Source organism: Aeromonas sp. 97A, from assembly GCF_051919185.1.
In the GTDB taxonomy this organism is placed as follows: Bacteria; Pseudomonadota; Gammaproteobacteria; order Enterobacterales; family Aeromonadaceae; genus Aeromonas; species Aeromonas veronii.
This window is the reverse complement of sequence record NZ_JBQBFF010000001.1, coordinates 4,163,790-4,182,577: the sequence shown is the minus strand read 5'-3', so window position 1 is coordinate 4,182,577 and position 18,788 is coordinate 4,163,790. Positions and strand designations below refer to the sequence as shown.

Below are 18,788 nucleotides of genomic sequence, written 5' to 3'. Positions count from 1 at the left end.
ATATCCTTGGCGGCAATTATTCCATCTCCACTATATCAGCCAACAGGAGTGAGCCAACAAGGATACATCCGGGCCACCACAGACCCGGAGGGCAGGTTCACAACGTGCCCGGCACTACTCTTCGCCGATGGGAGCGGCGATCCACTTCATCAGCGTCAGCATATCCTGCGGCGCCACCCCTACCGAGAGACCGCGCTTGCCGCCGCTCACCAGGATCTCGTCAAACTGCAGCGCCGACTCGTCGAGTACGGTGGGCAGCAGTTTCTTCTGCGCCAGCGGGCTAATGCCGCCCACCTTGTAACCGGTCAGCTTCTCCGCTTCCGCCGGTTTCATCATCTCCACCTTCTTGAGGCCGGTCGCCTTGGCCAGCTGTTTCAGACTGCACATGCCGGATGAGGGAACGATGGCCACCACCGCCTGCTTGTCGTGATGGGCGACCAGGGTCTTGAACACCTGCGCCTCCGGCAACCCGAGCTGGGTCGCGGCATACTTGCCGAAATCGTCGTGGGCTTCGCACTCGTAGGGGTAGAGCTTGTGGGGGATTTTGAGCTTCTTCAGCAGGTTGATGGCAGGAGTCATGATGGTTGCCTTGAATCGAATCGCATAAAAACAAGGCCAAACAGTCTGCGCCTGCGTGGCGAGGGATGCAAGCCGGAGGGTCAATCTGCGCTCGTCATCCGTAGGGTGCAATGAACGAAGTGAATTGCACCGCTTGCCATATCAAACGCAGGACGAGTCCGGGCAAAACACATTGTCGAGCGGTGCAATGCGCTGTGCTTATTACACCCTACGAAATACAGCCCAAAACATGGGGGTTCCCATCGAGCCCAATTCTGCCGGACAACAAAAAACAAAGGGCGCCTTGTCGGCGCCCTTTGGCTTGATGGATATTGCTGAAGCCTGCTGGATTGAGCTGGCTATCAACCGGTGTTGCGCATCCCTGCGGCAATACCGGCGATGGTGACCATCAGCGCCTTGTCCAGCTCGGGGTGCAGGGTCTCCGGGTGGTTGCGGGAGCGGTTGAGCAGCTCGGCCTGCAGCACGTTGAGCGGGTCTGTGTAGGGGTTGCGCAGCTTGATGGACTCCTTGATCCAGGGCTGATCCTCCAGCAGATCCCCGCGCGGGCTCAGTTTCAGCACCACTTCAATAGATTCGGCGAGCTCCTGACGCAGCTGTTTGCCAAGGCCCCACAGCTCCTGCGGCACCAGACGGGTGTCGTAGTACTCGGCGAGCCAGACGTCCGCCTTGAGGAACACCATCTCCAGCATCTCGAGGCGAGTGCGGAAGAAGGGCCACTGGGCGCTCATCTCTTCCAGCACCGCCAGCTTGCCGCCGTCGATGGCCTGTTGCAGCGCCTTGTGGGCACCGAGCCAGGCCGGCAGCATCAGGCGGTTCTGGGTCCAGGCGAAGATCCACGGAATGGCGCGCAGGCTCTCGACGCCGCCGTTAGGCTTGCGCTTGGAGGGACGGGAGCCGAGCGGCAGCTTGCCGAGCTCCATCTCCGGGGTAGCGGCACGGAAGTAAGGGACGAAGTCCGGATGACCGCGCACGATACTGCGGTAGTGATCGCAGGAGTCGGCGGCCAGCTGTTCCATCACCTCGCGCCAGCACTCTTTCGGCTTGGGTGGCGGCAGCAGGTTCCCTTCCAGCACGGCGCTGGTGTAGAGCTCCAGACTCTTGATCGCCACTTTCGGCAGACCGAACTTGAAGCGGATCATCTCCCCCTGTTCGGTGGTACGCAGACCGCCGCGCAGGGATCCCGGCGGCTGGGAGAGGATGGCCTGATGGGCTGGCGCACCACCACGACCGACGGTACCGCCACGGCCATGGAACAGGGTGAGTCGGATGTTGTTGGCTTCGGCCAGCCCCACCAGGGATTCCATGGCAGCGTACTGGGCCCAGCCTGCGGCCATCATGCCCGCATCCTTGGCGGAGTCGGAGTAACCGATCATCACGTACTGACGGCCCTGAATGTAGCCGCGATACCAGTCCACCGAGAGCAGGCGCTCCATCACGGCGGTGCCTGCCATCAGGTCATCCTGGGTTTCAAACAGCGGGGCGACCGGCATGCGGAACTTGCAGCCCGCCTCTTTGAGCAGCAGTTGCACCGACAGCACATCGGACGGCGCACCGGCCATGGAGATGATGTAGATACCGAACGCATCGGGGTCGTGCTCGGCGATAACCTGACAGGTATCCAGCGTCTCGCGCACCTCGGCGCTCGGCTCCCAGTCGTGGGGAATGAGCGGGCGACGGGAGTTCAGTTCGTTGAGCAAGAAGGCCTGCTTGTCATCTTCACTCCACTCGGCGTAGTCACCCAAACCCAGATAGCGGGTCAGCTCGGAGAAAACCAGCCCGTGACGCTCACCATCCTGACGGATATCCAGCTTGACCAGATGGATGCCGAAACAGGCGACCTTGCGCAACACGTCCAGCAGCATGCCATCGGCGATGTTGCCCATGCCGCAGGCGTGCAATGAGTGGTAGCAGAGCTCCAGCGGCTCGCGCAGCTGGGCGGTGGTCTTGACCAGATCCTGGCTCTCACTCGCCTGGCCCTGCACCTTGGCGGTGAGGTGCTCCTTGGTTTCGCGCAGCGCTTCACGCAGCTCGCGCACCAGCGCGCGGTAGGGCTCGGGGTGATCGCCAACGCGAGCGCGCACGGCGTCGGTACAGTCGGACATGGAGAGCTCGGAGGTGAGCTCCTTGATGTCTTTGTAGAAGAGGCTCACCGCCATCCAGCGGCCCAGCTCCAGCACTTCGGCAGTCACCTTGGCGGTGACGAAGGGGTTGCCATCGCGGTCACCGCCCATCCAGGAGGTGAACTTGACCGGCGCGGCATCCAGCGGCAGCCGCACACCCAGATGGTGTTGCAGACGCTCGTCCAGATTGCGCATGAATTCGGGAATGGCGGGCCACAGGCTGTTCTCCACCACCGCAAAGCCCCACTTGGCCTCGTCGACCGGAGTCGGGCGCTGTTCGCGGATCTCGTTGGTGTGCCACGCCTGATTGATCAGCTGTTCGATGCGATTGAGGATCTTGTCCCGCTCGCGGGGCAGCAGGTCGGAGAGCTCCAGCGCCTCGAGGCAGTCGTTGAGCTGTACGTGCTTGTGGATCAGAGTGCGACGAGTCACCTCGGTCGGGTGAGCGGTCAGCACCAGATCGATATCCAGCTCGCGCACGGCCTGAATGATGGCCTCTTGCGACAGGTTGGACGCTTTCAGCTTGTCGAACATCTGCTCCAGCGGGTCCGGGGTGCAGACCTGCTCTTCACAGCGACGGGAGATGGTGTGGAACTGTTCCGCCACGTTGGCCAGATTGAGGAACTGGCTGAAGGCGCGGGCCACCGGCAGCAGTTCATCATCGCTCAGGGTGCGCAGGGTATCGAGCAGACGTTCCCGGTCTGATTCATTGCCCTTGCGGGAGGACTTGGCCAATTGGCGAATGGTTTCGATCTTGTCGAGAAAGGCCTGACCCTGATGATCCTTGATGGATTTACCCAGCAGCTGACCCAGCATACCTACGTTGGCGCGTAGTGCGGCGTACTTTTCGTTCATTCCACATCCTTATCTTGTTGGTGCCTGACACCCATCCGGGGTGCTAGACGACCTCACTTATTGTTGTGCGATTACAACATATGCTCCGTCATCTTAGGGTGACAATCTACCCAGATTGTCTGCGCAAGGTCAAATAACAGGCCGATTCAGAACATGTATTTCCATCACCACTCCACAACCGGCTTGTTATGTAACTTACTTACAGTTTTTACGCCCCTTTCACCGCCGCCGCTACAGGCAAAAACGTCTGATCAGGTGCTGCAACACTGCGGTGGTCGGCTTGACGAAGGAGAGGTCCAGATACTCATCCGGCTGGTGCGCCTGGGTGATATGGCCGGGCCCCATGACGATGGTCTCGCAGCCAAGCTGCTGGATAAACGGCGCCTCGGTGCAGTAGTTGACCGACTCGGCGGCGCGGCCGCTCGCCTTCTCCGCTTCGCGCACCAGCACAGAGTCGTCGGCGCAGGCGTAGGCAGGAATGGGTTCATGCAGATGTTGCAGATGCAGGCAGCCCGGCTGGTGGATCTCGATGGGCGACAGCGCTTCTTTGAGCATCCCCATCAACTCATCCGGCCCCACCTGCGGCGTGGGTCGCAGGTCGATATGCAGCTCGCAGCAGCCGCAGATACGGTTCGGGCTGTCCCCGCCCTGAATGTAACCCAGGTTCAGGGTCGGCTGTGGCACGGCAAAGCGGTGGTCGGCGTAGCGATCTTTCAGATCCTGCTGCAAGCGCAGCACCTGCCCCATCGCCTTGTGCATGATCTCCATGGCGTTGACGCCGTTGGCGGGATCCGAGCTGTGACCGCTCTTGCCGGTAATACGGATCGCCTCCGACATATGTCCCTTGTGGGCCACCACAGGCACCAGCCCGGTCGGCTCGCCAATCACGGCGTAGTCGGGTTTAAGCTCCGCCGCCGCGGCGATGGCGCGGGCGCCCGCCATGGTGGTCTCTTCATCGGCGGTAGCGAGAATGCGAAGAGGCTTGGTCAGCTTGGTGAGATCGATTTCTTTGAGCGCTTCCACTATGAAGGCGAAGAAGCCCTTCATATCGATGGTACCGAGACCATAGAGACGGTTGCCCTCTTCGGTCACCTTGAAGGGATCCTTGCTCCACCCTCCTTCATCAAACGGCACCGTATCGGTGTGGCCTGCCAGCAGCACCACCGCCCTCCCCCTGACCAATCGTCGCCACCAGATTGAACTTGCCCGGCAGGTCGGGGAGCGCCGTTACCTCGCACTGAAAACCGAGCTGACCGAACCAGCCAGCCAGCAGCCGGATCACCGCCTCGTTGCTCTGATCCCACTTGGGATCCGTGCTGCTGATAGAGGGAATCGCAATAATATTCTTATAAAGTGAAAAAAAATCCAGATTGGCCATCAGCTCCTCCTTGCGTCCCCGGAATGTTTCTGTTAGAAAATACAAATGCAAAGTGAGTGCATGAATATTCTGTAATTTTACCTGAATATCTGGCTCATCAACAAAGGCTTCTAGTTGTAAGGGAAAGTTAATGTTCTGTCACCTGATCTATAACCGACGACACACACCCGCCTGAATTGCCCCTCCGCACTTGTGCAAAGGGGCGATCGAACACCCTTGTGCACTGCAGCGTCATGCTGTGAATCTCGAACCCTGACTTGGAATATTCAACATGCTTAACACCGTTATCGTCGGTGCCAGTGGCTACGCGGGAGCCGAACTGGCCGCACTGGTACAGAACCATCCACAACTCAAGCTGTTCGGCCTCTATGTCTCCGCCGGCAGTCAGGATGCCCACAAGCGCTTCTCTTCCCTGCATCCCCAGTGGGTCGGAGCCCTCGATCAACCGCTGCTACCGCTGGACGACGACGGCATGACCCGGATCCTGACCCAGGCCGATCTGGTGCTGCTGGCCACCGCCCACGAGGTGAGCGCCGAGCTGGCGCCCAAGTTTCTTGCCAAGGGGCTGCCGGTATTCGATCTCTCCGGCGCCTTCCGGGTCAAGGATCAGGGCTTCTACGACAGCTTCTACGGCTTCACCCACGACAGCGAGCAGTGGCTGGATCAGGCCGTCTATGGCCTGGCGGAGTGGAATGCCGATGCCATCGCTACCGCCCAGCTGATTGCGGTGCCGGGTTGCTACCCGACCGCATCGCTGTGCGCTCTCAAGCCGCTGCAGCAGGATGGTCTGATTGCCAAGGGGTGGCAGCCCATCATCAACGCCGTCTCCGGGGTTTCCGGCGCCGGTCGCAAGGCGGCCATCAACACCAGCTTCTGCGAAGTGAGCCTCAACCCTTACGGCACCTTCAATCACAGACACCAGCCGGAGATCAGCCATCACCTCGGTAAAGAGGTGCTGTTCCAGCCCCACCTTGGCAACTATGTGCGCGGCATTCTGGCCACCATCTATGTGCAGCTGGCGGATGGCGTCACCCCCACCCAGGTGGATCAGGCCTTCCTCAAGGCTTATGAAGGCAAGCCGCTGGTGCGCCTCACCGGCCAGATGCCCTCTATTCGCGGTGTGGCAAACACCCCTTACTGCGACATTGCATGGCAACAGCAGGGCAACATGCTGGTGGTGGTCTCCGCCATCGACAACCTGCTCAAGGGCGCCGCCTCGCAAGCCATGCAGTGCATAAATATCAAATTTGGTTTTGAACCGGCCACCGGCCTGATTTAAGGACTTAGGAAGGATCTCGAACATGGACAAACAGACGTTGGTAATCAAGCTGGGCGGCGCCCTTATCGAGAACGACGAGGCGCTGACCGCCCTGTTCGCCACCCTCAAAACCTTTCTCGACGATCAGCACCGTCCGCTGGTGCTGGTACACGGCGGTGGCTGTCTGGTGGATGACCTGCTCAAGGGGCTGGGTCTCACCTCCACCAAGAAGAATGGCCTGCGGGTGACCCCGTTCGAGCAGATCCCCTTTATTGCCGGGGCGCTGGCGGGGACCGCCAACAAGCAGATGATGGCCAAGGCGATCGCCACCGGCATTCCGGCGGTGGGGCTCTGTCTGGCAGATGGCGGCCTCTGTCAGGTGACCCAGCTCGACCCGGATCTCGGCGCCGTCGGCGAGTGCAAGCCGGGCAATCCGGCACTGGTGGCGGGCATCCTCGGTCAGGGCTTCCTGCCGGTAGTGAGCTCCATCGGCATCACAGCCGACGGGCAACTGATGAACGTCAACGCGGATCAGGCGGCCACCGCCATTGCCGAGGCGCTCGGTGCCGATCTGGTGATGCTCTCCGATGTGAGCGGCATCCTCGATGGCAAGGGCAAGCTGGTGCCCCAGCTCGACAAGCTGACCGCGCTGGATCTGATGGAGAAAGGGGTGATCCGCGATGGTATGGCGGTCAAGGTTGAAGCAGCCCTGCACGCCGCCGAGACCCTCGGCAAGCCGGTCTGTGTCGCCAGCTGGCGTTACCCGGATCAGCTGCTCAAGCTGCTGGCTGGCGGCGCGGTCGGCACTCAAGTGGCCATTTGATCTCCACCGGAACAAGGAACATCCGATGCAACATCTTCTGAAAGACAGTGATCTGAACAAAGCCCAGATTGAAGCGCTGATTGCGCTGGGCAAGGCAGTGAAGGCCGACCCGAAGAAGTACAGCCAGGCGCTAGCGGGCAAGAGCGTGGTCACCCTGTTCGAGAAGCCCTCCCTGCGCACCCGGGTCACTTTCGACATCGGTATCGCCAAACTGGGCGGCCACAGCGTCTATCTGGATCAGCAAAACGGCGCGCTGGGCAAGCGGGAGTCGGTGAAGGATTTCGCCGCCAACCTGTCCCGCTGGTGTGATGCCATCGTCGCCCGGGTGTTCGATCACCAGACCCTGATCGAGCTGGCGGAGCACGGCACAGTGCCGGTGGTGAACAGCCTGTGCAACCTCTACCACCCCTGTCAGGGGCTGGCCGACTTTATGACCATTGCCGAGCACTACGACGACCTGTCGAAGGTGAAGCTTGCCTACCTCGGTGATGGCAACAACGTCAGCCACTCTCTGCTGCTGCTGGGGGCGACACTGGGCACCGACGTCACCCTGATATGCCCGAAAGGCCACGGCCCGGATACCCAGATCTTCCTGCAGGCGCAGGCTCTGGCGGCCAAGTCGGGGGCAACCATCCACATCAGCGATGACGTGGCAGATATCGAAGGGTTCGACGTGGCCTACACAGATACCTGGGTCTCCATGGGTGACAACACCCCGATGGAGCAGGTCAAAGACCTCTTTATGCCTTACCAGATCAACCAGGCCCTGCTCGACCGCACCGGCATCCAGCACGTGCTGCACTGCCAGCCGGCGCACCGGGAGCTGGAGATCACCTCGCAGGTGATGGATGGCCCCGCCTCCCTCATCATGGACGAGGCCGAAAACCGGATGCATATCCAGAACGCCGTGTTGCTGACCCTGTTTGGGCATAAATAGTCAGGGCAACAAGTAACGCGGCACTCAACCTGAATCACGACCCTTTTATTGAATCATCATCGAATCATCACGGAGAGAAGTAACATGAGCGGAATCAACAAGATCGTACTGGCTTACTCGGGTGGACTGGATACCTCGGCCATCATTCCCTGGCTGAAAGAGCACTATGATGCCGAAATCATTGCCTTCGTGGCCGACGTCGGTCAGGAGCGCGACGATCTGGAAGGGATCGAGCAGAAGGCGATCGCCTCCGGCGCCACCAAGTGCATCATCAAGGATCTGCGGGAAGAGTTCGTCAAAGAGTACGTCTACCCGACCCTGAAGACCGGCGCCGTCTATGAAGGCACCTATCTGCTGGGCACCTCCATGGCCCGTCCGGTGATCGCCAAGGCGATGGTCGAGGCCGCGCTGGCGGAAGGGGCTGATGCCATCTCCCACGGTTGCACCGGCAAGGGTAACGATCAGGTGCGTTTCGAAGGCGCGGTCGCTGCGCTGGCCCCCCAGCTGAAAGTGATCGCCCCGTGGCGGATCTGGGACATGCGCTCCCGGGAAGATCTGCTCTCCTATCTGGAGACCCGCAACATTCCCTGCAAGGCGACCCTGAAGAAGATCTACAGCCGCGACGCCAACGCCTGGCACATCTCCACCGAGGGTGGTGAGCTGGAGAGCACCTGGAACGAGCCCTCCGAAGCAGTCTGGCAGTGGACCGTGCCCGCCGAGCAGGCTCCGGATCAGCCGGAGTACGTCAAGCTGACCGTGGCGCAGGGTGAAGTGGTGGCCGTTGACGACCAGCCGCTCAGCCCGCACCAGATCCTGATGACCCTGAACGAGCGTGCCGGCAAGCACGGCGTGGGCCGCATCGACATCACCGAAAACCGGATGGTGGGCATGAAGTCCCGCGGCTGCTACGAAACCCCGGGCGGTACCGTGATGGTCGCTGCGCTGCGCGCGGTGGAAGAGCTGGTACTGGATCGCCCGACCCGCGCCTGGCGGGAGAAGCTGGGTGCCGAGTTCTCGCATCTGGTCTATGACGGTCGCTGGTTCACCCCGCTGTGCAAGGCGATCCTCGCCTCTGCCAACGCCATCGCCGAAGATCTGGATGGTGAAGTGGTGCTGAAGATGTACAAGGGTCAGGTCACTGCGGTGCAGAAGAAGTCGCCGAATAGCCTCTACTCCGAAGACTTCGCCACCTTCGGGGCCGACGAAGTGTATGACCAGAGCCATGCCGAAGGCTTTATCCGTCTCTACACCCTGGCCAGCCGGATCCGCGCCATGAAGGAGCAGCATCAGGCCATCGGTGGCGACCATACCCACGGCTAAGCAAGCGCGATAACCCGTTGATTCCGTTGAGGGGGCATGGCCCCCTCTTCTATAGGCAGAGGGCATAGCCCCTGACCCATCATCAGCGGGTGTGACAAGAGCGGCAGCGCCCCGGCCGCTTCTGTGAGATAACAGGCTCGCAGAAAAACAGGGCACGATTTCAAGCTCGGTGGCGCAAGGCGCCGCCGACAACGCATTCAAGGAGAGCAGTATGGCACTTTGGGGTGGACGCTTCAGTCAGGGAGCCGATAGCCGGTTCAAGCAGTTCAACGATTCGCTGCGGTTCGATTACCGGCTGGCGGAGCAGGATATTCAGGGCTCCATGGCCTGGGCCAAAGCGCTGGTCAAGGTGGGCGTGCTGACCGCCGATGAGCAGGGCAAGTTGCAACAGGCGATGGAGGTGCTGCTCGCCTCGGTGCAGCAGGATCCACAGCAGATCCTGAGCTCGGACGCCGAAGATATCCACTCCTGGGTCGAGAGCCAGCTCATCGCCGCCGTCGGCGATCTTGGCAAGAAGCTGCACACCGGCCGCTCGCGCAACGATCAGGTCGCCACCGACCTGAAACTCTGGTGCAAGGCACAGGGCGAGCTGCTGCTCGGCTCCATCACCGCCCTGCAGCAGGGGCTGGTCGCCTCTGCCCGTGCCAATCAGGCGGCGGTGCTACCCGGTTACACCCACCTGCAGCGGGCCCAGCCGGTCACCTACGCCCACTGGGCACTGGCCTATGTGGAGATGCTGGAGCGGGATTACTCCCGCCTGCAGGATGCGCTCAAGCGCCTCGACACCAGCCCGCTCGGCTGCGGTGCGCTGGCGGGCACCGCCTACGCCATCGACCGTGAAGCGCTGGCGCTGGACATGGGCTTTAGCGGCGCCACCCGCAACAGCCTGGATTCGGTCTCCGATCGGGATCACGTGGTGGAGCTGATGCACGTGGCGTCACTCTCCATGACCCACCTGTCGCGCTTTGCCGAAGATCTCATCTTCTACAACACCGGCGAGGCGGGCTTTGTCGAGCTCTCCGACGCGGTCACTTCCGGCTCCTCCTTGATGCCGCAGAAGAAGAACCCCGATGCGCTGGAGCTTATTCGTGGCAAGACTGGCCGGGTCGTCGGCGCCCAGATGGGCATGCTGATGAGCCTCAAGGCGCTGCCACTGGCCTACAACAAGGACATGCAGGAAGACAAGGAGGGGCTGTTCGATGCACTGGACACCTGGCACGACTGCCTCGATATGGCGGCGCTGGTGCTGATCGATCTGAAAGTGAATGGCGAGCGCACCATGGCGGCCGCGCAGGGCGGTTACGCCAACGCCACCGAGCTGGCGGACTATCTGGTGGCCAAGGGGATTCCGTTCCGTGAAGCGCACCATATCGTCGGCGAAACCGTGGTCTTCGCCATCAGCGTGGGCAAACCGCTGGAGGAGCTCTCCATCGGCGAGTTCCAGCGCTTCAGCCCGGTGATCGAGTTCGACGTCTACCCCAATCTGGAGCTGGAAGCGACCCTCGCTAAACGGGTCGCCAAAGGCGGCGTCGCCCGGGAGCAGGTTGAGGCAGCCCTGACCGCAGCCGAAACCTGGCTGGCAAAACGGACGGGTTAAACCAACCTGCTTGTCATTCGAACTAGAAAGCAAAACGGCAACCTCGGTTGCCGTTTTTTATTGCCTGCCACCGTTCACGCGCTGGCATTTAGCAGCTTGCCTACCCCCTCCCCCTTGCCATTGGGCAAGGTCTGTTTAAAGGCGCCGAGCAGCTGGTCGAGGTTGAGATGGCTGGCACCGAGGGAATCCTTGAGAGTATCAAGCTCGCTTTGCAGCGCATCGAGGCGGGTGCTCTGGGTACCATTGGCCAACTGGTTGCGGGCGCTGTCGATGGCAGCCGGGAGGGATTGGCCGCCATTCTCCTGCCCCAGAGTCTGCATCAACTCACCCATAAAGTGGTTGATGGCAGCGCGATTTTGCTCGCTGTCGGCATCCTTGATGCCGAGTCGCTGGAACAAACTCTGGACGGTCGGGGCGAGGCGATCTTCCTGCACTGTTTGCTGCACAGGCTCAGGTTTGGCACTGCTGCCGAGCAGCTGACTGCCCAGCTTGAGGGCGATAGAGGCAAGGGGAAGCAGGTTGCTGATCATGATATCTCTCCGCGACAACGACCCTTGATGGTGTTGCCAAGAGATGTGCATAAGCGGGGCCAGCACGGCGATAAAACGCACCGCACCGGCTAATCCCTTGAATGACAGAACTATTTGTTCACCCACCACGCCAGCACGCAGGAGATGGCCGAGCGCAAAGGGGGGTCAGGCGGCCAGTAGCTGCCGCCACGGGCGGTAGTGGCAATATGGTGGCAAAGCGTTTTGCCGCCCACCCGAGCCGCGACCCCTGCCTTTCACACCCTGATCGCCAACTCTCTTAGCCACTTGCGCAGCCGCCCGTTGGCGTTGAGATAGGGGGAGGCGCTATTGAACTGGATCATCCGCCCCAACGTCCACTTCTCATACCAGAGGCAACCATACAGCTGCAGGTCGCTGCGCGCCTCCACCAGTTCGATGATGTGCCCTCTGGCGGCAGCCAACCGCTGCAACAACGCCGGATAGCTGAGCCCCTCGTAATCCCGATAGAACTTTTGGGCCAGCCTGCCCAACTCGTTCCACTTAAAACCGGTTTCGGGAAAATCCACTGGCAGACCTGCCGCATCCCGCTCGATCCACTTGATCAGCAGTTCGTTCCAGCCGATAAGGTAGGCCAGCAGATTGACAACGCTCATGGTGGTTCCCTTGCTGTGCCCTGCCAGATTCGGCTCCCGCACCCGGCTCTCGGGGACGGTCTGCAACGCCTTGAACAACTTGCTGAAATTGGTATCGATCGCGAGTAGCAGCTCGGCCTTGTTTTGCGGGATCCCCATTGCTCTCCCCTTTTCAGATTTGCTTGCGGTGCAGCCGAGGCGATTGCCGCAACCCCGGCAGCACGTTACGCTAGCCCGCTTCCATCCTGTGCAGCTCATCCAGTGCAGGCCAACCATCACGGCAAGATCGGCAATGAATCAACTAATCAGTTATATCAGGGCCATTCATCGACAGGCGAGCCCCGTCACTCTCACACGCCAAGAGAGTGAACACTATAGCGAGCATGATGAGAGCGGCACTGTGATCCAGCACCAGATAACCACCAGCTGGTTTGCCAATGGGGTCGTCATCCGCCAGCAAACCGAACAGGACGAAGCGCCATCGCAGCAGCTTTGTGCCGAGTGCTGGATCAGCTATCGGGTCATCGCCAGTCCCATCCCCATCACTCCAGCCAGCAAGCTGTTTCACAACCACTGTCAGGAGCAATTCTGGTTGAAGGTGCAGGGCATCACGCCACACAGGTGATTGGTGCGCCCGTGAGCAGGGCGCGGCAGGGGGAAACGCAAAGAGGCTCCGAAGAGCCTCTTTTTGTTTCCGTGTCTGAACCCGACTCAGCCCAGCAGTAGATAGAGCTGGTGAGCCGCCACACCAGCGCACAGGCCGCCGATGGTGTGGGCAACGATGGCGCGGGAGGTGAGGTGGCGATAGCCGAGGGCATCGAGCATGGCGGTGTGGGTGCTCAGGAAGCCACTCCAGCACATCCCCATGGCGGTAAACACCGCGACCTCGTTACCAGTGATCCACCCCTTGGCGATAAAGGGGGGCACCAGTGACATGGCGGCACCGACCGCACCGAGGGAGGTGGCTGGGAAGGCGACCAGCTCCGGCTGCTGGAAGCCGAACAGCAGGTCAAACAGCCAGCTCACCTTGGCGGCCAGCACCGGCAGCAGGGCTACCCCCTGAAACGCTTCGCCGGTGTACCCCTTGTCGCCCGGGCCGAAGGTGAGCAGCATCACGAAGGTACTAATGATCAGCACCCCGGGGATCACCGCCATTCCCAGCTCCACACCAGATTTGCCGCCATCGAGCAGAGAGTTGAGGATCCGCAGCCAGCCGGGAGCCGCCTCTTTGGTTACCCCGACCTTGCGGCCGTCGGACGATACCGCGTCATCGTTCAGCACTTCCCCCACCAAGGGGCGGATCATCCGTTGCATCAGTCGGGTAGAGACCACCGAGCCCACCAGAGCACCGAGCAGCCCGATCAGCGCCGCGCTGGCGGTGGATTCACCGCTCGGCAGCTGCAAGGTGGCCATAAAGGTGACCACGATCAGCCCCATGCCGAAGGCGGTGCCGAAGTTGGTCAGCGACACCAGTTGCCACGGAGTGAAGCCTTTGCGAAAGCGGCTGTCCTTGGCGAGGCTGATCACCGCCGGGTTGTCTGAGAAGAAGGTCATCAGCGCCGCCAGCGCGGTGCGACCGGGCAGACGAAACACCGGCTTCATCAGCGGGGCCAGCAGCACTTCCAGCAGGCGGATCACTCCGAACTCGCTCAATAGCTGGCTCAGGGCACCAGAGAGCACCGTGATCCCCATGATAAAGAGCACGGTATTGAGCAGTAGCTGGTGGGCGGTATTGAACAGGGTGTTGACCATGGCAGAGAGGCCCATCTGGCTGCCGAGGTAACCGAACAGGCTGCCGAGAATAAGCAGCACCAGCACGGGTTCCATCCAGTTCCGAATGACGGCAAGTCGCCCCTTTGACTCTATAACTACATGATTTTCCATATCTATCCTGCGGTTCATCTGTGCGTGTGTGGTTGTTTTTATGGTTAAAAAATGGCTGCGCCAAATAGAAAAAAGCCCTTGTCTTGCGACAAGGGCTTTTTGAATTGGCTCCTCCTACTGGACTTGAACCAGTGACATACGGATTAACAGTCCGCCGTTCTACCGACTGAACTAAGGAGGAATTGTAATTGGTGCCCAGAGACGGAATCGAACCGCCGACACGGGGATTTTCAATCCCCTGCTCTACCGACTGAGCTATCTGGGCAAATGGTGCCGGCTACCGGAATCGAACTGGTGACCTACTGATTACAAGTCAGTTGCTCTACCTACTGAGCTAAGCCGGCACACTTTAAACCATTGTGCATGAACAAATTTTTTATTTCATGGCACCAAAATTGGTGCCCAGAGACGGAATCGAACCGCCGACACGGGGATTTTCAATCCCCTGCTCTACCGACTGAGCTATCTGGGCGTGGGCGCTATTAAACGGATTTTAAGGCGGATGGTCAACGGGAAATTTCACTTTTTGTCTCGTTCGTCTCTTTTTTGCGCAACATCGTCCATTTCTGCCACTTCTTCGGCACAGGCCGCGCCTTTTCGCCCCCAGACTCTGGGTTCCTCCCCCTTGAGCAGGCGGGAGATGTTCTCGTGATGGCGGATCAGGATGAGGCAGGAGAGCAGCGAGACTGGCAGGGTGTATTCGGGTTTGAGCAGATAGGTAAAGAGTGGCGTCAGCAGCACGGTAATGATGGAGGCCAGCGAGGAGTAGCCGCTCACCAGCAGCACCAGCAGCCAGGTGCCAATCACGGCGCCCCCCATGGTAAAGCCGATGGGCATCATGGTCCCCAGTGCCGTGGCGACTCCTTTGCCACCACGAAAATGAAAGAAGATGGGGTACATATGGCCGAGGCAGGCGGCGACCCCGATAAAGCCGAGGTAGACGGGTTTGATCTGCAGATACCAGGCGAGATAGACGGGCACAGTGCCCTTGAGCACATCGAGCAACAGCACCACCAGCGCCGCCATCCGGCCACCGAGGCGCAGCACATTGGTTGCCCCCGGATTGTGGGAGCCATGATCCCGCGGGTCGGGCAGACCTGTGCAGCGGGAGACCAGCACAGCACTGGATAGTGAACCACCCAGGTAGGCCAGAATAATCATCAAAATCGTCAGGGCCGTCATCTTGGTCGTTTTTACCACGATATGAATGGGGTATGATGCGGGCCACATACGCTGGCATGGGCCCATGCCCACCCAGAGCGCCTCGGCAAGCCTGTTGCCCGGCCAGCATCCCTGCGCTGTCATCACAGCCCATCAAGAGTAAAGAAGAAGTACAGTCATGGACAAGGTGTTTATTCGCGGACTCGAAGTTTTGACCACCATAGGTGTATATGAGTGGGAGAAGGGCATTCGCCAAAAGCTCCGTTTTGACCTCGAGATGGGGTTCGACAACCGCCCCGCGGCAGCAACCGACGACATCAATCTGGCACTGGATTATGCCGACCTCTCCAACAAGATTTGCGAGCATGTCACCGGCAAAGTCGTTGAGCTGGTCGAGACCATGGCCGAGCAGGTTGCCATGCTGGTGCTCGCCGACGAGCGGGTACAGTGGGTCAAGGTGACCCTCACCAAGCCGGGCGCCGTGCCCAATGCCGCCGGGGTCGGCGTCGAAATCCTGCGCCATCGCACACCAACTGCGAGCAGCAACTGATGACCACCATCTATATCAGCCTGGGCTCCAACATCGAGCGGGATCGCCATATTCGCGCCGGGCTCGATGCCCTGCACGCCGAATTTGGCGAGCTGCGGGTCTCCCGGGTATTCGAGAGCGAGGCGGTCGGCTTCAACGGCCGCCCCTTCTACAACCTGGTGGCGGCTGCCGAGACCGATCTGCCGCTGACCACCGTCTGCCAGCGACTGCGGGCCATGGAGTTCGCCCACGGCCGCGAGCCGGATGCCAAGAAGTTCGCCCCGCGCACTCTGGATCTCGACCTGCTGCTCTATGGCGATCTGGTCTGTGACACCCCGCTGGTGCTGCCGCGCGGTGAAGTGCTCACCAACGCCTTCGTGCTCTGGCCGCTGGCCGAACTGGCACCCAAACTGCGCCACCCCGTCGATGGCCGTACCATGGGCGAGCTGTGGCAAGCCTATGACAAGGCCTCCCAGCAGCTGTGCCCCATTCCCTTTCACTGGGAAGCGTGCGAATTGCAGCATCACTGATCAACAAGGGCGCCTCACGGCGCCCTTGTTGTTTGCACAGACAGGGTTGCTTATCACGGATAAGAAAGTGTCATTGGGCCTGACCCTGCGAGGCTGGCAGGATAGCGCCCACTACAGGAGAACCCCATGCCACTCGATACCATTCACCACTTTAACTGCCAGCTACTGGCCGAACTGCCCCACCAGCGCTATGAGCATGAACCCATCCTCGACTACGCCACCGATGAAAAGGTCAAGGCCCGCCTCGGCTGGCAGGCGGAGTTCAGCAAGACCCTGTTTCTCAAGTTCAAGGATGGCCGCTTCGCCCTGCTGCTGACCCACAGGGACGGACGGCTCGACAACAAGGCGGTCAAAGCCGCGCTCGGTGCCAAGCCCTCCATCTGCACCGCCGAAGAGATGCAGGCGGAGATTGGCTGCCTGCCGGGGGCTGTGTGCCCCTTCCTGCCCCGCGCCGATATTCCGCTACTGGTGGATCCGCAACTGCTCAACCACACTGCCTTCACCTGGACTCCGGGCCACCCGGAGCAGACCTTTCTGCTGGCGACCGAGCATCTGACCGAGGTACTGGCGCAGCTCCCCTGCGAGGTCAGCTATCTGCCCTCGCCGACGGCGTAGCCCCATCGCGCGCCAGCTGGGCAAAGATCAGCGCCGCCAGCATGGAGAGCAACCCGACACAGAGGTAGGTAAGGTGGAACCCGGCCAGCCACTGGCCGTTAGCCGCTGAGGTACCCGCCGAGAAGAGCCCGAGCAGGCTGGCGGCAATCGCCACCCCCAAGCTCATGGAGAGCTGCATCACCACCGAGAGCAGACCGTTGCCACTGCTGGCCAGGGTCGGGCTGAGATCTTGCAGCGTGAGAGTGTTCATGGCGGAGAACTGCAGCGAGTTGATGGCGCCGAAGATCGCCAGCCAGCCCAGCAAGACCCCGAAGGGGAGCTGGTTGTCGATAAAGTAGAAGCTGGCGATCATCGCCCCCAGCAACAGGGTGTTGCCGATCAAAATGCGGCGATAGCCCACCTTCGGAATCAGCTTGTTCACCAGCGTCTTGGTCAGCATGGCGCCAATCACGGTGGGGATCATGGTCATCCCCGCCTTGCTCGGGGAGAAGCCGAGCCCCAGTTGCAGAAACAGCGGGGTGAGGAAGGGCATGGCGCCGCTGCCGAGGCGGGCAAACAGGTTGCCCCAGATGCCGATGGCAAAGGTGGTGGTCTTGAACAGGTTCAGGCTAAAGAGCGGCTGCTGTGCATTGGCGGCATAGAGCCAGTAGCTCGCCATCGCCGCCAAGCCGAAGATCAGCGCAAACAGCGCCCAACCGGTGGAGATGCTGTGCTCCCCCAGCCCCTGCAAGCCGACCGACACCAGCACCATGCCGACGCTGAACATCACAAATCCCTGCCAGTCGAACCGGGCGGTCTGCTGCCGCAGCTCCGGCATAAAGTGCCAGCTGGCGATAAAGCCGAGCAACCCCACCGGCAAGTTGATGAGAAATACCCAGTGCCAGCTCGCCACTTCCACCAGCCAGCCACCGAGCGCCGGCCCCATCAACGGGCCGAGCAGCCCCGGGATGGTGACAAACGACATCACCCGCAGCAGCTCGTGCTTGTCATAGACCCGCAGCACCGCCAACCGTCCCACCGGCATCAGCAGCGCACCGCCAATCCCCTGAAGCACACGGGCGGCCACCAGCATGGAGAGGGAATTGGAGGCGGCACAGGCGAGCGAGCCGAGGGTAAAGAGCGAGATGGCGGCCAGATAGATGCGGCGGGTACCGAATCTGTCTGCCAGCCAGCCGGAGGCCGGGATCAGCAGCGCCACCGTCAACATGTAGGCGATGATCACCGACTGCATCTGCAGCGGGCTCTCTCCCAAGGTCTCGGCCATGCTGGGCAGGGCGGTGTTGAGAATGGTGCCATCCAGCGCCTGCATAAAGAAACCGACCGCCGCCAGCAGGGGCAGCCACTTGCGCTGGGCATCTGTCACTGTGTGGCTCATTGCCACCTCCATTATTTTTGCGGGGGAGCGGCGGCGGTCAGGAAGAGATCGACACAACTCAGGGTCCAGGCATCCTGCTCGGCAGCGCTCTGGGTCAACGGCAGACCCAGCTCACGGAGCATGCGCTCCTTGCCCTGCCACATCAGCAACAGCTGCAAGGCGGCCTGTTCACTGTCTTGATGGCACAGCAGGCCTTGCTGCTTCTGCTGCTCCAGCCAGTTGGACAGCATCTCGGTCACATAGAGCGGGCCCGCCTCGAAAAAAAGGGTGGCCAGCTGGGCATCGTTGCAGCTGATGCAGGTGCGAAAGATATTGATGGCATCATCGCTCAGGATCAACTTGCGAAAGCTGCGACCAAAGGCAATCAGACTCTCCCGCACATTGTTGCCACGCAACAATACCTCCGGCATCAGCTCGCTGCTGACGCACTTGCTGCCCACCGCCTCGGCAAACAGCGACTCCTTGTTGGCAAAATGGCTGTAGACCGTCTGCTTGGAGACGCCCGCTTCACTGGCCACCATGTCCATGCTGACCAGATGCAGACCGTGCTGACAGAAGAGCCGCCCTGCAGCATCGAGGATCGCAGCCCGCTTCTGCTGACTACGGGGTGAAATGTTCATTTTTCCTCCACAATCAAACTGGACAGTCTAGTTTCGAAAAACTAGACTCACCGGTGTGATTTGATG

17 protein-coding genes, 4 tRNA genes and 1 pseudogene are annotated in these 18,788 nt (G+C 60.7%); 9 read left to right on the top strand and 13 right to left on the bottom strand.

Going from position 1 to position 18,788, the window contains the following annotated elements:
* Window positions 1–114: 114 nt before the first annotated feature.
* The 3 genes and pseudogenes from ybaK to argE all read right to left on the bottom strand — a co-directional run bounded on the left by ybaK (window position 115) and on the right by argE (window position 4,932).
* A complete protein-coding gene (gene ybaK, locus ACTG27_RS19165; RefSeq protein WP_323892028.1) occupies window positions 115–579 on the bottom strand; it encodes a Cys-tRNA(Pro) deacylase in 465 nt (154 codons plus the stop codon).
* Between the two features lie 341 nt (window positions 580–920).
* Window positions 921–3,554: a phosphoenolpyruvate carboxylase gene (gene ppc / locus ACTG27_RS19160; RefSeq protein ID WP_115522987.1), complete on the bottom strand. Its 2,634-nt coding sequence runs from the start codon at window positions 3,552–3,554 to the stop codon at window positions 921–923.
* A gap of 231 nt (window positions 3,555–3,785) precedes the next feature.
* Window positions 3,786–4,932, bottom strand: a pseudogene (gene argE / locus ACTG27_RS19155) (acetylornithine deacetylase).
* A gap of 271 nt (window positions 4,933–5,203) precedes the next feature.
* Here argE and argC point away from each other — a divergent pair.
* The 5 genes from argC (at window position 5,204) to argH (ending at window position 10,867) form a co-directional block, all read left to right on the top strand.
* The gene (argC, locus tag ACTG27_RS19150) at window positions 5,204–6,211 is read left to right on the top strand and encodes an N-acetyl-gamma-glutamyl-phosphate reductase (RefSeq protein ID WP_110304444.1); all 1,008 of its coding nucleotides are present in this window, start codon (window positions 5,204–5,206) and stop codon (window positions 6,209–6,211) included.
* A 22-nt stretch (window positions 6,212–6,233) separates the two neighbouring features.
* Window positions 6,234–7,013 (top strand): acetylglutamate kinase, encoded by a 780-nt coding sequence (gene argB / locus ACTG27_RS19145; RefSeq protein WP_101348150.1) that lies wholly within the window; start codon window positions 6,234–6,236, stop codon window positions 7,011–7,013.
* A gap of 25 nt (window positions 7,014–7,038) precedes the next feature.
* Window positions 7,039–7,950, top strand: a complete 912-nt coding sequence (locus ACTG27_RS19140; protein WP_180343753.1) for an ornithine carbamoyltransferase — start codon at window positions 7,039–7,041, stop codon at window positions 7,948–7,950.
* Window positions 7,951–8,034: 84 nt separating this feature from the next.
* Window positions 8,035–9,270, top strand: a complete 1,236-nt coding sequence (locus ACTG27_RS19135; RefSeq protein WP_033115910.1) for an argininosuccinate synthase — start codon at window positions 8,035–8,037, stop codon at window positions 9,268–9,270.
* 211 nt (window positions 9,271–9,481) lie between these two features.
* Window positions 9,482–10,867 (top strand): argininosuccinate lyase, encoded by a 1,386-nt coding sequence (argH, locus tag ACTG27_RS19130; RefSeq protein WP_236283103.1) that lies wholly within the window; start codon window positions 9,482–9,484, stop codon window positions 10,865–10,867.
* Window positions 10,868–10,941: 74 nt separating this feature from the next.
* On the opposite strand, the gene ACTG27_RS19125 is transcribed toward argH, so the two are convergent.
* Both ACTG27_RS19125 and ACTG27_RS19120 read right to left on the bottom strand, forming a co-directional pair.
* Window positions 10,942–11,397, bottom strand: a complete 456-nt coding sequence (locus tag ACTG27_RS19125; RefSeq protein WP_139428313.1) for a hypothetical protein — start codon at window positions 11,395–11,397, stop codon at window positions 10,942–10,944.
* A gap of 254 nt (window positions 11,398–11,651) precedes the next feature.
* Window positions 11,652–12,167 (bottom strand): ClbS/DfsB family four-helix bundle protein, encoded by a 516-nt coding sequence (locus ACTG27_RS19120; protein WP_139428312.1) that lies wholly within the window; start codon window positions 12,165–12,167, stop codon window positions 11,652–11,654.
* 133 nt (window positions 12,168–12,300) lie between these two features.
* Between ACTG27_RS19120 and ACTG27_RS19115 the strand changes: the two genes are divergently transcribed.
* On the top strand, window positions 12,301–12,633 hold the full coding sequence (locus ACTG27_RS19115; protein WP_139435018.1) for a nucleotidyltransferase family protein: 333 nt from the start codon (window positions 12,301–12,303) through the stop codon (window positions 12,631–12,633).
* An 86-nt stretch (window positions 12,634–12,719) separates the two neighbouring features.
* Here the strand turns inward: ACTG27_RS19115 and ACTG27_RS19110 are convergent, their stop codons facing one another.
* From ACTG27_RS19110 to plsY, 6 genes are all read right to left on the bottom strand, one after another.
* A complete protein-coding gene (locus tag ACTG27_RS19110) occupies window positions 12,720–13,892 on the bottom strand; it encodes a CD0519/CD1768 family membrane protein (protein ID WP_219264531.1) in 1,173 nt (390 codons plus the stop codon).
* 105 nt (window positions 13,893–13,997) lie between these two features.
* A tRNA-Asn gene (locus ACTG27_RS19105) sits at window positions 13,998–14,073 on the bottom strand.
* An 8-nt stretch (window positions 14,074–14,081) separates the two neighbouring features.
* Window positions 14,082–14,157: transfer RNA gene (locus tag ACTG27_RS19100), tRNA-Phe, on the bottom strand.
* A 3-nt stretch (window positions 14,158–14,160) separates the two neighbouring features.
* Window positions 14,161–14,236, bottom strand: a tRNA-Thr gene (locus ACTG27_RS19095).
* 52 nt (window positions 14,237–14,288) lie between these two features.
* A tRNA-Phe gene (locus ACTG27_RS19090) sits at window positions 14,289–14,364 on the bottom strand.
* Between the two features lie 47 nt (window positions 14,365–14,411).
* Entirely contained in the window at window positions 14,412–15,074 is a 663-nt protein-coding gene (gene plsY / locus ACTG27_RS19085) for a glycerol-3-phosphate 1-O-acyltransferase PlsY (protein ID WP_042053596.1), read from the bottom strand.
* 157 nt (window positions 15,075–15,231) lie between these two features.
* Here plsY and folB point away from each other — a divergent pair, with 157 nt between their 5' ends.
* The 3 genes from folB (at window position 15,232) to ACTG27_RS19070 (ending at window position 16,727) form a co-directional block, all read left to right on the top strand.
* Window positions 15,232–15,603 carry a dihydroneopterin aldolase gene (gene folB, locus ACTG27_RS19080; RefSeq protein ID WP_042053564.1) on the top strand — a complete coding sequence of 124 codons (372 nt, stop codon included), beginning with the start codon at window positions 15,232–15,234 and terminating at the stop codon, window positions 15,601–15,603.
* The gene (folK, locus tag ACTG27_RS19075) at window positions 15,603–16,112 is read left to right on the top strand and encodes a 2-amino-4-hydroxy-6-hydroxymethyldihydropteridine diphosphokinase (RefSeq protein WP_005336107.1); all 510 of its coding nucleotides are present in this window, start codon (window positions 15,603–15,605) and stop codon (window positions 16,110–16,112) included. Before folB ends, folK begins: the two co-directional genes overlap by 1 nt.
* Window positions 16,113–16,238: 126 nt before the next feature.
* On the top strand, window positions 16,239–16,727 hold the full coding sequence (locus tag ACTG27_RS19070) for a YbaK/EbsC family protein (RefSeq protein ID WP_439980194.1): 489 nt from the start codon (window positions 16,239–16,241) through the stop codon (window positions 16,725–16,727).
* Here the strand turns inward: ACTG27_RS19070 and mdtD are convergent.
* Both mdtD and ACTG27_RS19060 read right to left on the bottom strand, forming a co-directional pair.
* Window positions 16,699–18,102 (bottom strand): multidrug transporter subunit MdtD, encoded by a 1,404-nt coding sequence (gene mdtD / locus ACTG27_RS19065; protein ID WP_439980191.1) that lies wholly within the window; start codon window positions 18,100–18,102, stop codon window positions 16,699–16,701. The genes ACTG27_RS19070 and mdtD overlap by 29 nt on opposite strands.
* 11 nt (window positions 18,103–18,113) lie before the next feature.
* The gene (locus ACTG27_RS19060; RefSeq protein ID WP_005355070.1) at window positions 18,114–18,722 is read right to left on the bottom strand and encodes a TetR/AcrR family transcriptional regulator; all 609 of its coding nucleotides are present in this window, start codon (window positions 18,720–18,722) and stop codon (window positions 18,114–18,116) included.
* Window positions 18,723–18,788 lie beyond the last annotated feature (66 nt).

Bases quoted from the DNA above. Each gene is read 5' to 3' on its own strand.
- ybaK (WP_323892028.1), bottom strand. From the start codon at position 579: ATGACTCCTGCCATCAACCTGCTGAAGAAGCTCAAAATCCCCCACAAG.
- ppc (WP_115522987.1), bottom strand. From the start codon at position 3,554: ATGAACGAAAAGTACGCCGCACTACGCGCCAACGTAGGTATGCTGGGT.
- argC (WP_110304444.1), top strand. From the start codon at position 5,204: ATGCTTAACACCGTTATCGTCGGTGCCAGTGGCTACGCGGGAGCCGAA.
- argB (WP_101348150.1), top strand. From the start codon at position 6,234: ATGGACAAACAGACGTTGGTAATCAAGCTGGGCGGCGCCCTTATCGAG.
- ACTG27_RS19140 (WP_180343753.1), top strand. From the start codon at position 7,039: ATGCAACATCTTCTGAAAGACAGTGATCTGAACAAAGCCCAGATTGAA.
- ACTG27_RS19135 (WP_033115910.1), top strand. From the start codon at position 8,035: ATGAGCGGAATCAACAAGATCGTACTGGCTTACTCGGGTGGACTGGAT.
- argH (WP_236283103.1), top strand. From the start codon at position 9,482: ATGGCACTTTGGGGTGGACGCTTCAGTCAGGGAGCCGATAGCCGGTTC.
- ACTG27_RS19125 (WP_139428313.1), bottom strand. From the start codon at position 11,397: ATGATCAGCAACCTGCTTCCCCTTGCCTCTATCGCCCTCAAGCTGGGC.
- ACTG27_RS19120 (WP_139428312.1), bottom strand. From the start codon at position 12,167: ATGGGGATCCCGCAAAACAAGGCCGAGCTGCTACTCGCGATCGATACC.
- ACTG27_RS19115 (WP_139435018.1), top strand. From the start codon at position 12,301: ATGAATCAACTAATCAGTTATATCAGGGCCATTCATCGACAGGCGAGC.
- ACTG27_RS19110 (WP_219264531.1), bottom strand. From the start codon at position 13,892: ATGGAAAATCATGTAGTTATAGAGTCAAAGGGGCGACTTGCCGTCATT.
- plsY (WP_042053596.1), bottom strand. From the start codon at position 15,074: ATGACGGCCCTGACGATTTTGATGATTATTCTGGCCTACCTGGGTGGT.
- folB (WP_042053564.1), top strand. From the start codon at position 15,232: ATGGACAAGGTGTTTATTCGCGGACTCGAAGTTTTGACCACCATAGGT.
- folK (WP_005336107.1), top strand. From the start codon at position 15,603: ATGACCACCATCTATATCAGCCTGGGCTCCAACATCGAGCGGGATCGC.
- ACTG27_RS19070 (WP_439980194.1), top strand. From the start codon at position 16,239: ATGCCACTCGATACCATTCACCACTTTAACTGCCAGCTACTGGCCGAA.
- mdtD (WP_439980191.1), bottom strand. From the start codon at position 18,102: ATGAGCCACACAGTGACAGATGCCCAGCGCAAGTGGCTGCCCCTGCTG.
- ACTG27_RS19060 (WP_005355070.1), bottom strand. From the start codon at position 18,722: ATGAACATTTCACCCCGTAGTCAGCAGAAGCGGGCTGCGATCCTCGAT.